At 65.5% G+C, this 14,524-nt stretch carries 13 protein-coding genes; 4 read left to right on the forward strand and 9 right to left on the reverse strand.

All coding sequences use genetic code 11. The annotated features are described in order from the left end of the window. Positions 1-22: 22 nt before the first annotated feature. From ABIB95_RS08930 to ABIB95_RS08960, 7 genes are all read right to left on the reverse strand, one after another. Positions 23-1,459: an NAD-dependent succinate-semialdehyde dehydrogenase gene (locus ABIB95_RS08930; protein ID WP_354238786.1), complete on the reverse strand. Its 1,437-nt coding sequence runs from the start codon at positions 1,457-1,459 to the stop codon at positions 23-25. 12 nt (positions 1,460-1,471) lie between these two features. Further along, the gene (locus tag ABIB95_RS08935) at positions 1,472-2,119 is read right to left on the reverse strand and encodes an ATP-binding cassette domain-containing protein (RefSeq protein WP_354238788.1); all 648 of its coding nucleotides are present in this window, start codon (positions 2,117-2,119) and stop codon (positions 1,472-1,474) included. Beyond that, a complete protein-coding gene (locus ABIB95_RS08940) occupies positions 2,120-2,821 on the reverse strand; it encodes an ABC transporter ATP-binding protein (RefSeq protein ID WP_354238790.1) in 702 nt (233 codons plus the stop codon). It lies immediately after the preceding gene. Continuing rightward, a complete protein-coding gene (locus ABIB95_RS08945; RefSeq protein WP_354238792.1) occupies positions 2,818-3,561 on the reverse strand; it encodes an ABC transporter ATP-binding protein in 744 nt (247 codons plus the stop codon). Before ABIB95_RS08945 ends, ABIB95_RS08940 begins: the two co-directional genes overlap by 4 nt. After that, positions 3,558-4,601, reverse strand: a complete 1,044-nt coding sequence (locus tag ABIB95_RS08950; protein WP_354238794.1) for a branched-chain amino acid ABC transporter permease — start codon at positions 4,599-4,601, stop codon at positions 3,558-3,560. The genes ABIB95_RS08945 and ABIB95_RS08950 overlap by 4 nt, the downstream gene beginning before the upstream one ends. A gap of 3 nt (positions 4,602-4,604) precedes the next feature. Beyond that, the gene (locus ABIB95_RS08955; RefSeq protein ID WP_354238796.1) at positions 4,605-5,525 is read right to left on the reverse strand and encodes a branched-chain amino acid ABC transporter permease; all 921 of its coding nucleotides are present in this window, start codon (positions 5,523-5,525) and stop codon (positions 4,605-4,607) included. Positions 5,526-5,628: 103 nt separating this feature from the next. Beyond that, on the reverse strand, positions 5,629-6,921 hold the full coding sequence (locus tag ABIB95_RS08960; protein WP_354238798.1) for an ABC transporter substrate-binding protein: 1,293 nt from the start codon (positions 6,919-6,921) through the stop codon (positions 5,629-5,631). 136 nt (positions 6,922-7,057) lie between these two features. Between ABIB95_RS08960 and ABIB95_RS08965 the strand changes: the two genes are divergently transcribed. After that, positions 7,058-7,891 carry a MurR/RpiR family transcriptional regulator gene (locus ABIB95_RS08965; RefSeq protein ID WP_071912511.1) on the forward strand — a complete coding sequence of 278 codons (834 nt, stop codon included), beginning with the start codon at positions 7,058-7,060 and terminating at the stop codon, positions 7,889-7,891. 22 nt (positions 7,892-7,913) lie between these two features. Continuing rightward, complete coding sequence (locus ABIB95_RS08970) at positions 7,914-8,735, forward strand: SDR family NAD(P)-dependent oxidoreductase (protein ID WP_135215466.1); 822 nt, start codon at positions 7,914-7,916, stop codon at positions 8,733-8,735. A 61-nt stretch (positions 8,736-8,796) separates the two neighbouring features. Here the strand turns inward: ABIB95_RS08970 and ABIB95_RS08975 are convergent, their stop codons facing one another. Beyond that, complete coding sequence (locus ABIB95_RS08975) at positions 8,797-9,879, reverse strand: DUF2778 domain-containing protein (RefSeq protein WP_354076339.1); 1,083 nt, start codon at positions 9,877-9,879, stop codon at positions 8,797-8,799. Between the two features lie 657 nt (positions 9,880-10,536). Here ABIB95_RS08975 and ABIB95_RS08980 point away from each other — a divergent pair. Beyond that, on the forward strand, positions 10,537-11,061 hold the full coding sequence (locus ABIB95_RS08980; RefSeq protein WP_354238801.1) for a FecR domain-containing protein: 525 nt from the start codon (positions 10,537-10,539) through the stop codon (positions 11,059-11,061). A gap of 61 nt (positions 11,062-11,122) precedes the next feature. Beyond that, on the forward strand, positions 11,123-13,009 hold the full coding sequence (locus ABIB95_RS08985) for a CHASE2 domain-containing protein (protein ID WP_063982427.1): 1,887 nt from the start codon (positions 11,123-11,125) through the stop codon (positions 13,007-13,009). Between the two features lie 12 nt (positions 13,010-13,021). On the opposite strand, the gene ABIB95_RS08990 is transcribed toward ABIB95_RS08985, so the two are convergent. Then, entirely contained in the window at positions 13,022-14,524 is a 1,503-nt protein-coding gene (locus tag ABIB95_RS08990) for a glycosyltransferase family 39 protein (RefSeq protein ID WP_354238803.1), read from the reverse strand.

Genomic DNA, 14,524 nt, shown 5'->3' on the forward strand with positions numbered 1-14,524 from the left:
CGGCCTCGCGTGCAACGCCCTCTCACACGCCCGTCTGGCTGATGAACTTGGTGTTGAAGTAGCCTTCCATCGCCTCGGTGCCGCCTTCCGAACCATAGCCGGAATCCTTGATGCCGCCGAACGGTACTTCGGGCAGTGCCAATCCAAAGCTGTTGATCGACATCATGCCGGCCTCGACCGCCGAGCCGATCGCGGCCGCCGTCTTGGCCGAGCTGGTGAAGGCGTAGGAGGCAAGGCCAAAGGGCAGCCGGTTCGCCTCCTCGACCACGTCGTCGAATGACGAGAAGCGGGAGATCAGGGCGAGCGGGCCGAACGGCTCCTCGTTCATCGCGCGCGCATCCTTCGGCACATCGCTCACCACGGTCGGCTCGAAGAAATGGCCCTTGTTGCCGACGCGCTTGCCCCCGGTCTCGAGCCTGGCGCCCTTGCCGACGGCATCCTGCACCATGCCTTCGATGGCGGTGACGCGGCGCGGATTGGCGAGCGAGCCCATTTTGGACTCGGGATCGAGGCCATTTCCGACTTTGAACGCCTTGGCGCTGTCGACGAATGTGTCGACGAATTCGCGGAACACGTCGTCCTGCACCAGCATCCGCGTCGGCGAGATGCAGACCTGGCCGGCGTTACGATATTTCGCCGCCGCCAGAATCTTCGCGGCCGACGCGACGTCGGCATCCCCAAAGACGATCGCCGGAGCATGGCCGCCGAGCTCCATGGTGGCACGCTTCATGTGCAGGCCCGCAAGCGCATTGAGCTGCTTGCCGACATGGGTCGAGCCGGTGAAGGAGATTTTTCGGATCACCGGATGCGGGATCAGATATTCGGAGATCTCCGACGGCACGCCGTAGACGAGGTTGATGACGCCATCGGGCACGCCCGCATCGGCAAACGCGCGGATGAGCTGCGCGGGCGAAGCTGGTGTCTCCTCCGGCGCCTTGACGATGATCGAGCAGCCGGCGGCGAGCGCCGCTGAGAGCTTGCGCACGACCTGGTTGATCGGGAAATTCCACGGCGTGAACGCGGCGACCGGGCCGACCGGCTCCTTCATCGCGATCTGGTAGATGCCGGGGCCGCGCGCGGGGATCAGACGGCCATAGGCGCGCTTGGCCTCCTCCGCGAACCACTCGATCACGTCAGCGGCGGCCATTGCCTCCATCCTGGCCTCGCCCAGCGTCTTGCCCTGCTCCATCGTCAGCAGCGGCGCGATCTCGTCATTGCGGTCGCGCATGATCGCGGCGGCCTTGCGCATGATCCGGCAGCGCTCGAAGGGGACAACGTTACGCCAGACCTTGAAGCCGGCGGAAGCGGCGGCCAGCGCCTCGTCGAGATCGGACTGGCCGGCATGCGCGACGGTGCCGATCACCTCCTCGGTCGCGGGATTGCGCACCTCGATCACTTTGCCCGAATGGGCCGGTCGCCATTTGCCGGCAATGAAAAGCTGCGTGTTCGAATAGGCCAACGGAGTCTCCTTTTAGGTCGAGCTGTGACAGATGGCGTCCGCGGCGCGCGTCATCTCCGGTCCGAGATAGAGGCGGAAGCGCGGTTCGGCGGCGAGCGTGCGGAAGTCCGCCATCCGCGTCACACCGCCACCGGCGACGAACAGGAATTGCCCAGCGATCTCGGCGAGGATGTCGAGGTGCCAGCTAGCCGTCGGATGCATGCAGAGAATGACCAGCCTGCCCTCGTCGCGCAGCTTGCGGAAGAAATCGAGCATGAAGCCGATATAGCCGTCCTGCAGGTTGAACTGCGGTTCGTCGAACAAGTGAACCAGCGGCGTTTTTGTCGGCGACGGCGCCAGCAAGGCGGACGGAATGCGCTTGCGGAACCGCCTGACCTGATAGGACTGGTGATAGTGGATCGCGAGCCGGTCGCGCTCGCGATATTTGACGCCATGGATATCGGTGCCCGCGACCAGCACGCGCCCCGAAGTCGGCGCGTTGGAACCGGTCATCATCTCGAACAAGGTCGTCTTGCCGGCGCCGTTCGGCCCGACCACGCCGACGATACCCGGCTCCTCCAGCGACAGGTTTGCCTGAAGCGTGAACGTCGGACGGCGGATGACGCGGCCCCGTGTATAGACCTTGCGGATATCATCGAGAACGAGCAGCGGTGCGGCCACTTATTGTACTCCCAGCAAGCGCTGACGAAGCGCGCGATCATCGCGCAAGGCGGCGGCCTCGCCGGTCCAGACGATCCTGCCACGGTCGATCACCGCGGCATGGTCCGCGACCGACAGCGCGATCTCGGCATTCTGCTCGACAACCAGCGAGGCGATGCCCTCGTCCTTCATGCGCAATATCGTCGCGAGCACATCGCCGACGATCTTTGGCGCAAGACCCTGGCTCGGCTCGTCGAACAGGACCAGTCCCGGCGAGCCGACCAGCGCGCGCGCAATCGCGACCATCTGCATCTCGCCGCCCGACAGGTTCTCGCAGTCGCGCTCCATGAGATATTCGAGCGGGGAGAAGATCGCGGCAGCCTCCTTGACGCTCCAGTTGCGAAAGCGCGTGCGCTTCTGCGCGATGGTGAGGTTGCGCGCCACCGACAAGGTCGGGCACAGCCGCCGGTCGTCGGGCACCCAGCCGATGCCGGCGCGCGCGATCTCGTGGGTCGGATCGCGCGTCACGTCATGCCCGTCGAAACGAACGGCGCCGCGGCGCGGACGGGTCAGCCCGAGAATTGAACGGAGCATGGTGGTCTTGCCGGCGCCGTTGGGCCCGAGCAGTGCAAACACCTTGGCGCGCTCGATGGCGAGCGAGGCGCCGAACAGCGCCTGGGTTTCGCCGTAGAAGGTATCGACCCCATCCACTTCGAGGATCATGCGAACTTCCCGAGATTGGAACGACGCACCCATTCGTTCTGCTGCAGCTCGTGCGGCGTGCCGCGCGCCACCACCTGGCCCCAATGGATGACCGAGATGCGATCGGCGAGCGAGAACAGGAACTCCATGTCGTGCTCGATGGCGACGATGGTCAGCCGGCCTTTCAGGCGCGCCACCAGAGCGGCCAGCCGCTGCACGCCGTCGGAGCCGAGGCCGGAGGTCGGCTCGTCCAGGCACAGCACGCGCGGGGCCTGCGCCAGCGCGACCGCGATCTCGACTGCGCGGCGGTCGCCATAGGACAGATCCTTGGCGCGGATGTCCCCCTTGTCCGCAAGCCCGACCGCGGCGAGCGCTTCGGATGCCTGCTCGGCAAACCTGCGGTCACCGGCTGCGGCACGGGCGATATCGAGGCCACGAGCGCGAAACGCGGGCAAGCCCATCATGACGTTGTCGCGGGCTGAGAACTCGTCGAACAGGGTCATGATCTGAAACGAGCGGGCGATGCCCTTGGCGGCGATGCGGTGCGGGCTCAATCCCGTGACATCCTCGCCGCCGAGCAGGACTCGGCCGCGACTCGGTTTCACCCTGCCGGTGAGGACGTTGAAGAAGGTGGTCTTGCCCGCGCCGTTCGGGCCCATCACGCCGTGAAACTCGCCCTCGGCAACCGCGAGATCGACGCTTTCCAGCACTACGCGATCGCCGAAGCGAACGTGCACGCCTGCGGCCTCGATCATGCTCATCGCCCGCCCCCGACCAGCAGACGCATCGCGGACGTGCCACGCCGCCTTAGCGCGTTCAACGAATGTTGCTGCACGGCGGCCGAGAGCGCGCCGGCAATGCCTTCCGGGCGGAACAGCACGATCGCAATGAACAGCAGTCCGAAATAGAGCATCCAGGCATTGGTCAGCGCGCCGATCACGTCGCGCGCGGTGAGGAAGAGAAACACGCCGATCACCGGCCCCCAAAAGCTGACGAGCCCGCCACCGACCAGCGTCATCATCACAACGTAGCCGGATTGATGCAGGCTCATGACGTCAGGGAATGCGGCGAGCTGCGCCATCGCGAACAGTCCGCCGGCAAAACCGGACACGGCCGCCGACAGCGCAAACACCGACGCCTTGTAGAGCCACACGTTATAGCCGAGATGGGCGGCGCGAACCTCGCTCTGCCTGATCGCAGCGACAACGCGGCCATAGGGCGAGTGCACCAGCCGCCACAAGACGGCGGTACCGACCGCGAAGACCGCGAGCACGAAATAGTAGAACGCGACATTGTCGGTGAGATCGAACGACACCAGCCCGAAATCGGCCGGCAGCCGTTTAATCTTGAGAAGCCCATCCTCACCGCCGGTGATCCGGTGCGACTTGATCGCCAGCGTCCAGAAGATCTGGCCGAAGGCGATGGTCATGAAGGCATAATAGATGCCGCGCCGATGCGAGATGAACAGCGCCACCAGCACGCCGGCAAGCCCCGCGACCACGGCCGCGGCAGCGAGACAGATCCAGAGATTGGCGACAATGTCGAGCTGGCACAGCCCGAACGCATAGGCGCCGATGCCGAAATAGGCGCCATGTCCGAACGACGGCAGTCCGGCCGTGCCCAGCACCAGATTGAACGCGAGCGCATAGAGCGACCAGATCAGGATCTCGATCCCGAGATAAGGATAGAGCCCGATCCGCGTGATCCAGAGCGGCACCGTTGCAAGTACGAGCCAGAGCACCAGCATCGTCGGCGTGACGAGGCGCGCGGCGTCGGATGAAGAACTTGATCCCACAATCATTCCCTAGGCCTCGAGCACGCTTTTCTTGCCCCACAGGCCGCGTGCACGGAACGTCACGACGGCGACGAGCAGGATGTACATCGACAACAGCGACCATTCGGACGCGTAGGCGCCGGCAAGACCGACACATAATCCAACCAGCAGCCCCGCCACGACGGCGCCCCAAAAGCTGCCGACGCCGCCGAGCACGATCACCAGGAACGCGGGGATGACGGCATCGACGCCCATATGCGGACGAATGCCCCAAATCGGCGCAACGATAATGCCCGCGATCGCGGCCAGCATCGTGCCGAACACGAAGACCAGCAGCCGCAAGCGCGACAGGTTGATGCCGAGCGCGCGGACGATCTCGCTGTCATGCGCACCGGCCTTGACGGTCGCGCCGAACGACGTCTTTTCGATCAACAGCCAGACCAGGCCGATGATCCCGGCCGCGATGCCCGCCGCGTAGAAGCGATAGGTCGACCAGATCAGATCGCCGAACAGGAAGCCGCCATTGATGGCGGACGGCACCTGCAGCACATAGTCGCGCGTGCCCCACGCCAGGCGGATCAGCTCCTCGATCACCATCGCCGCGCCGAAGGTCAGGAGCAGTCCGTACAGCGGATCCTTGCCATAGGTACGCCGCATGCAGAGCTCGATCAGCATGCCGACGAGGCTCACGATCACGGGCGCGATCACCAGCGTCGCGGCATAGCGCCAGCCTAGCGGCAGCGCGAGCCACACTTTCGCAAGATCGGCCGGCAATGGCGGGCGCGGTCCGGTGAGCTGCATGGCGACATAGGCGCCGAGCGCGAACAGGGACCCATGCGCAAGGTTGATCTGCTCCATCAGCCCGACAATGAGCATGAAGCCGAGCGCGATCAGCGCGAACAACAGGCCGAGCGTCAGGCCGTTGAGGAGATGCGGAAGAAGGTCGAACAAGGTTTTGGCTCTCGCAACTGGCATTGCTCACCCAGGCGTCGATGGCCCGGGCCTGCGGCGCGCGACATGCGCGCCGCTCGTTCCATGACGCGACGCACCGTCTCTAGGAGTCGACGGTCGGCACCTGTTCGTAGGGCGTGAGCTTGCACTTGCCGGGAGCAGCGTCATCGGCTGCCGATTTCGGCTCGGTCCAGCTGATGATCTCGAACAGATCTGTGTTGTCGGCCGGCTTGGCGTTGCGCCGCGCCAGATAGATCGTCTGCTGCATCTGATGCGTCACGGGATCCATGTACGCGTCGAAATGCTGCATGCGGTCGGTCGCCGAGACCTTGAGGTTCTCGATCTCCTTGATGATCTTGACGTTGTTGGTCGACCCTGCCCGCTCGATCGCACGGAGCAATTCGCGCGTCGACATGTAGCCGTTGTAGGAGACGTTGCCCGGCACCGGGATCGGGCCGTCCTTGTTGGCCGCCTGCCATTTCTTGACGAATTCGGCAACGCCGGGCAGTTGCAGCTTGTGATACCAGGTGGTGCCGAACACGCCGAACAGGCTGTCGGGCGCGCCCCACACGTCGGGCCAGTCCTGCTGGTTGTTGATCCAGGCCGGCTTGCCGTCGAGCTTGAGCTGCGCGACCTGCTCGCGCAGTGCCTTGATGTCGTCGCCGCCGATCGCAGTCGCCACCACGTCGGGTTTTGCCTGCTGGATCTTGAGGAGGTAGGCGGTGAAGTCGCGGGTGTTCTGCGGCACCAGCAGATTGTCGATGATCTTGCCGCCGGCAGCCTCGACCTGCGTCTTGGTTGCGGCAGACGTCGTGTGGCCCCAGACGTAGTCGTTGGTCAGCAGCATCCAGTTCTTGCCGATGGAATCGACCGCGTTCTTGACCGATGCCTTGGAAAAATTGGTGCCGTTGCCGTCCCAAACGAATTTCACACGCGAGCAATTCTCCCCGGCCTCGCTCGGCGCGGAGGAATTGGTGTTCATGTAGATCACGCCGTATTTGCTGGCGACCTGCGTGATGGCGTTGGCGACGCCGGAATGCAGCGCGCCGATCAGGATGGTGCAGTCCTCGCGGGTGATGAACCGCTCGGCGACGCGGCTGCCGGTGGCCGGCGTCGTCTCGGTATCCGCGGTGATGAACGAGATCTGGCGCCCGAGCACGCCGCCTTTGGCGTTGAACTCGTCGACCGCCATCTTGATGCCGCGGAAATCATCCTGGCCGCTGTTGCCGTATTGGCCGCTGGCGTCGCAGGTCAGGCCGAGCTTGATCGGCTTCGCGCCTTGCGCCCACGCGTGATTCTCTTTCCACGGCCCGAAGAAGCTGCCGGTGCCGCCGATGACGCTCGCCATCAAGCTGCCCTTCAGAACGCTTCGCCGTGAGATCTGACGCCCTCTCATCGTTTCCTCCCGTTTTCGAAGTCTTTTGCTTTTTTGTGCAATTAGAATATTCATTCCATTTATTATGTAAAGTGGAATATTTGGTCCAAACGGTGAAATGCCGTTAAACAGGCGACCGATCTGGAGACCCGAGACGATGAACAAGGCACAAGGCGCGATGAGCTACGACGAGCTGCGCGGCGCCATTGCGCAGCGGCACCGGGCGCTGTCCGGCCGGCTGCAGCAGATCGCGGAGTTCGTGCTCGATCACCCGACCGATGTCGCGCTCGGCACCGTCGCGGAGGTGGCGCAGCGCTCGGGCGTGCCGCCCTCGGCGATCGTTCGCTTCGCCCATGCGCTCGGCTTCGGCGGCTTCACCGAGATGCAGCAGGTATTCCGCTCACGCCTCGTTGCCGGCGTAGCACCAAGCTACAAGGCGCGGCTCGCCCGCATGAAGAGCGAGGAGAAATCGGTACTCGGCCGCCAGCCGGCCGCGGTGCTGTCCCGCTTCGTCTCGGAGGCGCAATCGTCGCTGGTGACGCTGAGCCAGTCCGTGCATGCGCGCGAGCTCGACGCGGCAACTGCGATCCTTGCGAAAGCGCGCGACATCTATCTGCTCGGCCTCGGCGGCTCGTTTCCGGTTGCGACCCACCTCGCCTACGTGCTGCGCAAGCTCGGACGCCGCGTCGTCCTGCTCGACGGCACGGGCGGCAGCATCCACGAGCAGTCGCATGCCGCAACCACGGAGGACGCGCTGGTCGCGATCAGCTTCCGGAACTACTATCCGGATACGGCGCGGCTGTTTCCCGAACTCGTTGCGCGAGGCGTGCCTACGATTTCCATCACCGACAGCCTCTTGAGCCCGATCGTCGAAGGCGCGAGCGTCGTGTTCGAGATCCAGGACATGCCCGAGCCGGCGCTGCGCACGCTGGTCGCACCGATGTGCCTCGTGCAGGCGATGGCGATCGGGCTCGATCTCGCGGCGGACTAACGTTTCATAACAGGAGAAGATCATGGCTGCACATGACGGGAAAGTATTGTCAGGACAGGTGGCGCTGGTGACCGGCGCGGGACGCGGGCTCGGACGCGCCTTTGCAGAGAAGCTCGCCGCGCTCGGCGCCGATGTCGCCATCCACGGCATGCGCGAGAACGGGCCGGCGGAATATGGCGAGGGCACCACCCTCACCGCGGTCGCCGCAGAGATCGGCCAGCAATTCGGCGTCCGCAGCCAGCGCGTGCTCGGCGATCTCACCAGGGGCGATCACATCGCGCGCGTGATTGCCGAGACGGAAGCAGCCCTCGGCCCGATCGGCATTCTCGTGCACAATGCCGGCGGCGACATCGCAGCCGCCGGCGGAAAGCCGGACCCGAACGACGCGGTGAACATCAAGGAGGCCGATGTGCGCGCGGTGCTGGAGCGCAATCTGCTCTCGACCATTCTGACCTGCCAGGCGGTCGCGAAGGGAATGATGGAGCGGCGCCGCGGCCGCATCGTCACGCTCGGTTCGGTCGCCGCGTTCAAGGGCCGCACCCAGGGCTCGATCTATGCGGTGTCGAAGGCCGGCGTGACCCACTACACGCGATGCCTGGCCGACCAGCTCCGCGCCTACGACATCGCCGTCAACTGCATCGCGCCCGGCGATACCCGCACCGGCCGTTTCCTCGGCACGCGCGCGGTGGATCCCGACAGGATGGTCGAGACCGGCACGCTCGACCGCATCGCGACCGTCGACGAGGTCGCGCGCGTCGTCGAGTTCTTTGCAGGTCCCATGGGCGCCTTCGTCTCCGGCCAGGTGCTCAGGATCGACGGCGGCGGACAATGCTGGCCGGGCTAAATCAGAAAAGAAAAAGGGCCGCTGCAAGCGGCCCTTTGAGATCATCGCGAATTGACTGAGATCACTCGACCCGCGCCAGCACCGCGAGCTTGCGGATGCCCTTGTTACGGTAGGCGTCGAGGAACGCGTAATAGTCCTTGAACGACACGCAGCCGTTGGAATCGCCGTTCGGCCCGAGCATGAAGGTGTGGGCGAGCAGGCCGTCGCGGCCGTAGATCGCGCTCTCGCCGCCGATCGGGGTCAGGCGCAGCGCCGGCACGCCATGGAACAGCGCTTCGCGCGGCTTCAGCGTGTAGATGTGCGGTGGCGTCACGCCGCGCATGCGGACGCGCGAGGAGCGCGGATCGTCGAGATTGGAGCCGAGGCCGGAATGCGCCTCGAGCTTGGTGCCGTCGGGCAGGTAAACCATCTTGGCGGTGATGTCGTAGACCGCCGTGTCGCGCTCATAGGGCGCCGAACCGCCGAGCATGGGGTTCTGCTCCCTCGGCGCGATGGACGCGGTCACGCTGGCATCAGCCGAGGCATAGGCCAGCAGCCCGCCGGACGGCTCGCGCTTGCCCCAGAGCTTCTCGACCATCGACTGGCGCGGACCGGTGATCGACATCACCGCGGCCTTGGCGCGATCGGCAAACGATTTCGGCTTCGCCTCAGGCGCCGGCACGATCTCGGCCGGATCGGCCGAAGCCAGTTGCATCTGCGCATCCGGCGCGCGCTTGGCCTTGTCCGCAGACTTGTCGGCAATCTTGGCCGGTGCCGCCGGCTTCAGCGCGTCCGCGACCTTCGCGATCACGCTCTGCTTGGGTGCGTCTTTGACGACGGCGACCTGGGTTGCGGGCGCGGCGCTCGCCACATTCGACGCCACGCCCTGGGTCGCGGCCGCGGCAAAGCGCTCGTTGAACATCTCGCGCGAGATCGGGGCTGCGACCTGGAGCCGGTCGGGCAGCAGCGCAAAGGTGTCCCTGATGGCCTCGCCGGCCTCACGCAGCGCCACCCTGGGCGCGCGCTTGATCACGGGCTCGTCGTAGCCAATGCTGCCGACGGTCGGATAGACGCTGGCGCCGAGGACGTTGCTGTAGATGGTCCAGCCGGCGCCCATCACGACGCAGCCGATCGCCGCGGCGCCCAGCCAATTGGTGGTGGTCATTTTCCGGGAAGGCTTCCGAAGAGAATTCTTGGACTTCCGTGCCGCGTTACTCTGCGCAGCGATACTCGTACTCATTCGCCTTGCGTCCAGGACGGTGTCACTCAGTCCCCCTTCGAAGTGCCGCTGGTCACGATCCGGGAACAGCATCTCGCAGGAGGTCGGAGCGTCATTAAGGCGACTTTTAGTTAAATGCAGATTAAGTTCGGGCAGATGTGAGGCACCGCGTTAACGCTGTCCCATTTCGAGAAAAAAGTCCGCAGAACTACGGACTTAGCAGCATCTGTTAACTATAATTCTCGGCCGGTTCGGCGCGTTCGACGGACGTCACAGGCCGCCCCTCTAAGGCCATCCAACCAAGTCGTTTTCGTGGTCTTCAATACCCGGACAATAGCGGGGAAGCGTTGCGCGAGGCTGGTGCGCGCTGCCCTCTCCAGCGGGTGTCAGCAGGGTGGCGGCAGAGCCCGTCCCACATCACACATCGCGCACAGAGTGCTCACGCGGCACGGCGCCCTGACTGAAAGTTGATCGCGTCGGACTGGAAAAGACCGCACCGAGGAAATAGGTGCGAGAGCGGCACTTTTCAGCAGCCTCTGCGTGTGATACGGTACCGTATCAACATCGCTTTGAACTGTGCCAAGCACGCAAACGGAGGCTGGCATGAGAGGGATCGCGGGCGCCGGTATTTTCGCTCTGGCGTGGTTGTTTCAGTTGATCGGGTCTGCGAATGCACAGCCGGCTGCCAATGTCGGCTGCACGGCATCGCCATCGGCTGCGGGCACGCAGGTCTGGCGCTGCGACAACGGCATCACCATCGTTGCGGAAAACGGCGCCAGATTTGAACTTAAGGACGCCAACCGCGACGGACATATTGACTCCGTGGAGTTGAGCAGCAAGGCGCTGCTGATCGAGGTGCCCAAGAAGCCCGGCGGCAATCCCTTCAAGGTGCTGACGCCGCAGGCGATCGCCGCAGTGCGCGGGACCAAATGGGCCGTCGATGTCGCTGAGGCCAAGACCGCGGTCTTCGTTGCTGACGGCCGTGTCGGTGTGAGCCGCAGGGCTCGTGGACGCGGCGTTGTGCTCGGACCGGGCCAAGGCGTCGATGTCGAGGCAACGGGCCCGTTGACCGTCAAGACCTGGGGCCAGCCGCGCGTCGACGCGCTGATGGCAAGACTGGGTCAATAAGGCCTGGACAATTAAGGCCCGCGCAGCAACGCCCGGGCGACAAAGAAGATTGCAGTACGTAATGACTAGACGCGTTCAGATCCTGGTGGCACTCGTCCTCACCGCGCTGTGGGGTGCCGGCATCTATGCCGGCCACGCCAACGGTCATCTGCGCTTTCTTGATCGGCTCGAGGCGACGCTGACGGATTGGCGGACCCAGGTCCGCGGCGTGCAGGCTCCGCCCGATCTCGTCACTATCGTTGCGATCGACGACACCGTCGTGAAGCGCGGCGGCAGCTATCCGCTGCCGCGCGCCGATCTCGCGCGCGTCGTCGACACCATCGTGCAGTTCAAGCCGAAGGTCGTCGCGATCGACCTGCTGCTGGTCGACCGCAGCGCTGCGATCGGCGACGCGACGCTGGCCAACACGCTCGCCACCGGTCCCATGGTGCTCGCCGCCGCGGCGATCTTCCCGACCGCCAGCGAGACTGTGGAGCCGGGCACTCAAGGTCCCCTCGCCGCGCTGCCACAGGCCGAGCGGTTCCTGCTGCCGCTGCCCGCCTTCGCCGATCACGCCGAGGTCGGAGTCGTCAACGTCGCGACGGGGCAGTCGGGCTCGCCGCTTTCGGTGCCGATGCTGTTCCGGACCCGCGACAAGGTCGAGCTGTCGTTTCCCTTGCGCGTCGCGACGCGCGCGCTCGACAAGCCGCTGACGATCGCGCCGGATCATCTCATGCTCGGCGATCGCGCGGTGTCGACTGACAGCGATTTCGCGCTGCCGATCACCTATTACGGCCCGCGCCGCACCATCCGCACCGTCAGCGCGCAGAGCATCTTCGACGGTACGCTCAATCGCGCGGCGATCGAGAACCGCATCGTCGTGATCGGCGCCGCGGTCGCCGGCGGCGGCGACTTCTATCCGACACCGTTCGATTCCCTGATGCCCGGCGTCGAGGTGATCTCGACCGCGATCACCCATCTCGTCGCCGGTGACGGCATCGTGCGCGACCGCAAGGTCCACATCGCCGACGCGCTTTTCGCGATCCTTTTGCCGATGCTGCTGGTCGGCCTGCTCGCCTGGCGGCGTAGCGCGCCCGGCATCGTCGCGGCCGCCGCGGTGATGATCGCCTGGGCCGGGCTCAATCTGTTCGCCTTCACGCACGGCGTTTGGCTGAACGCCGCGACGACACTTGCCGCCGCGGTGCCGCCGGTCGCGGTCTTTGCCGGCGTGCAGCTGTGGGCCGGCGGCCGCCGCACGCAATATTTTGCCGCCAAGAGCAGGTCGCTGGCGCAATTCCAGGCGCCCGCCGTGCAGGAATGGCTGACGCGCGATCCGAATTTCCTGTCCAGGCCGGTCCGGCAGGATGCGGCCGTCGTCTTCATCGATCTCTCCGGTTTCACGACGCTCAGCGAACGGATCGATCCGGACGAGCTGCAGCATCTGCTGAGGGCATTTCACGCGCTGATCGACAAGGCCGCGGTCGATTGCGGCGGCCTGATCACCGGCTTTCTCGGCGACGGCGCCATGATCCTGTTCGGACTGCCACACGCGATGCCCGACGACGCGGCGCGCGCGCTGCAATGCTCGATCGACCTGTATCGCAGCGTCGATCGCTGGATCGCTTCGCTGCCGCCTGCCCTTCGCGGCCAGCTCGGTTTCAAGATCGGCGCGCATTTCGGCCCGATCGTCGCCTCCCGCCTCGGCGAAAGCCACCAGCACATCACGGCGACGGGCGACACGGTCAACGTCGCGAACCGCTTGATGGAGGTTGCCGCCCAGAACTGTGCGCGGCTCGCGCTGACCGATACGCTGCTGGATGCGGCCGACTTCCACGGCGCTCCCGACGGCATTCTGTCAGGTCCCCTGCTCACGCAGGTCCGCGGCCGCTCCGGCGTCGTGACCGTCTGGTTCTGGCGCGACCAGAACGGGCCCAGCCAAGCTGCCGCCAGGGCCGAGATGATCGACTGATTTTGGGGCCGCCTACCGCGCTTCCGGCGGCGGCGAGCGGTCGAGCACGTCGCCCTTGGCGCCTTCGAGCAGATCAATGCCGTAGGTCTCGACCACGAGCGGCCCGCGCTTGCGCTGCAATTGCGCAATTTGCGTCACCTTCGCGAAGAGCTCGTCGAGGGTGGGATGGCCGTCCGGGCGCAGCTCGTCGACAGAGATCAGCTTGCCGGCAAGCAGCTTTGGATCGGGCTCGGGCATGTTGACCCAGCGGATGCGCTGGTTCTGCTGCAGCACGCAGGTGCCGCGCGGCAGATAGAAGGCGAGCCAGCCCGTGGTGCCGTAGTCCTGCGCGAGCACGCAGGTCGCGCCACTGCGCGCGCGCACCGCTTCGATCTCGGCGGCGAGCTCGCGCCAGCCGACGCCGACGCTGCGCACCGTCGCGTCGCGGCGATAGCCCGACAGCCAGCCGGTGTTGGCCTGCACGATCAGCGCCGCAAACATCACGATGCCCACGGGCGCGGCCCAGCGCAGGCAGAAATCCACCAAGCGGCGCGCGCGTGGTTGCCACGGCACGAGATTGGCGGCGGCGGCCGCGGCAACGATGAAGGGCGGATAGACCGGCGCGAACCAGTTGGCCTCGACGCGGGCATGCAGCGAATGCCAGACGAAATAGACGACGATGGTCCAGAACAGCGTCTCGATCAGCAAACGCGAGGCCAGCGCGCCGGCCCGACGCCAGGTCAGCGCGTGCAGGCCCATCGCGCCGAGGATGAAGACCAGCGGCGTCGCGAAGGCGATCTGGGTCGGGATCAGCTCGGCGATGAAGACGGGACGGAAGTCCTCGATTTTCGCGCGGCCGAGCTGCTTTACGAACGAGACCCATTGATGATCCGCATTCCACAGGATCACCGGTGAGAACAGCGCGAACGCAACGAGACCGCCGAGATAGGGCCAGGGCGAGAGGAACCAGCGCCGCAGTTTCGGCACGGCCGCAAGCCAGATCAGGATCGCGGCGCCAAAGAACATCGCGGTGTATTTCGACAGCAGCGCCGCGCCGACCGCCGCGCCGACGGCGAGCCACCAGACGCCGCGGCCGGTCTCCAGCACCTTGGCGAGGAAGAACAGCACGAAGCTGGAGGCAACCAGCAGCGGCGCATCCGGCGTGACGATCAGCGTGCCGACCGAGGCCATCATCGTCACGTTGAGCAGGATGGCGCTGGTCGCTGCCACCCGCACGCCGCCGAACAGGATGGCGGCGGAGCGGTAGATCGCATAGCTCATCGGCAGTGCGAGCAGGATCGAGAACACGCGGACGCCGAGCTCGGTGTCGCCGGCGATCATGGTGCCGGCGCGGATCACATAGGCGACCATCGGCGGGTGGTCGTAATACCCCCCGGCGAGGTTCTTCGACCACATCCAGTAATAGGCTTCGTCGAAGGTGATCGGCGTGAACGCGGCCGCAACCAGCCGCAAGCCGACCAGCGCAACGATCACCAGCGCGGTATTGCGGACAATCCGCGCGTCAGCCCCGCCCAT

It is taken from the genome of Bradyrhizobium sp. LA2.1, from assembly GCF_040547725.1.
Classification (GTDB): Bacteria; Pseudomonadota; Alphaproteobacteria; order Rhizobiales; family Xanthobacteraceae; genus Bradyrhizobium; species Bradyrhizobium barranii.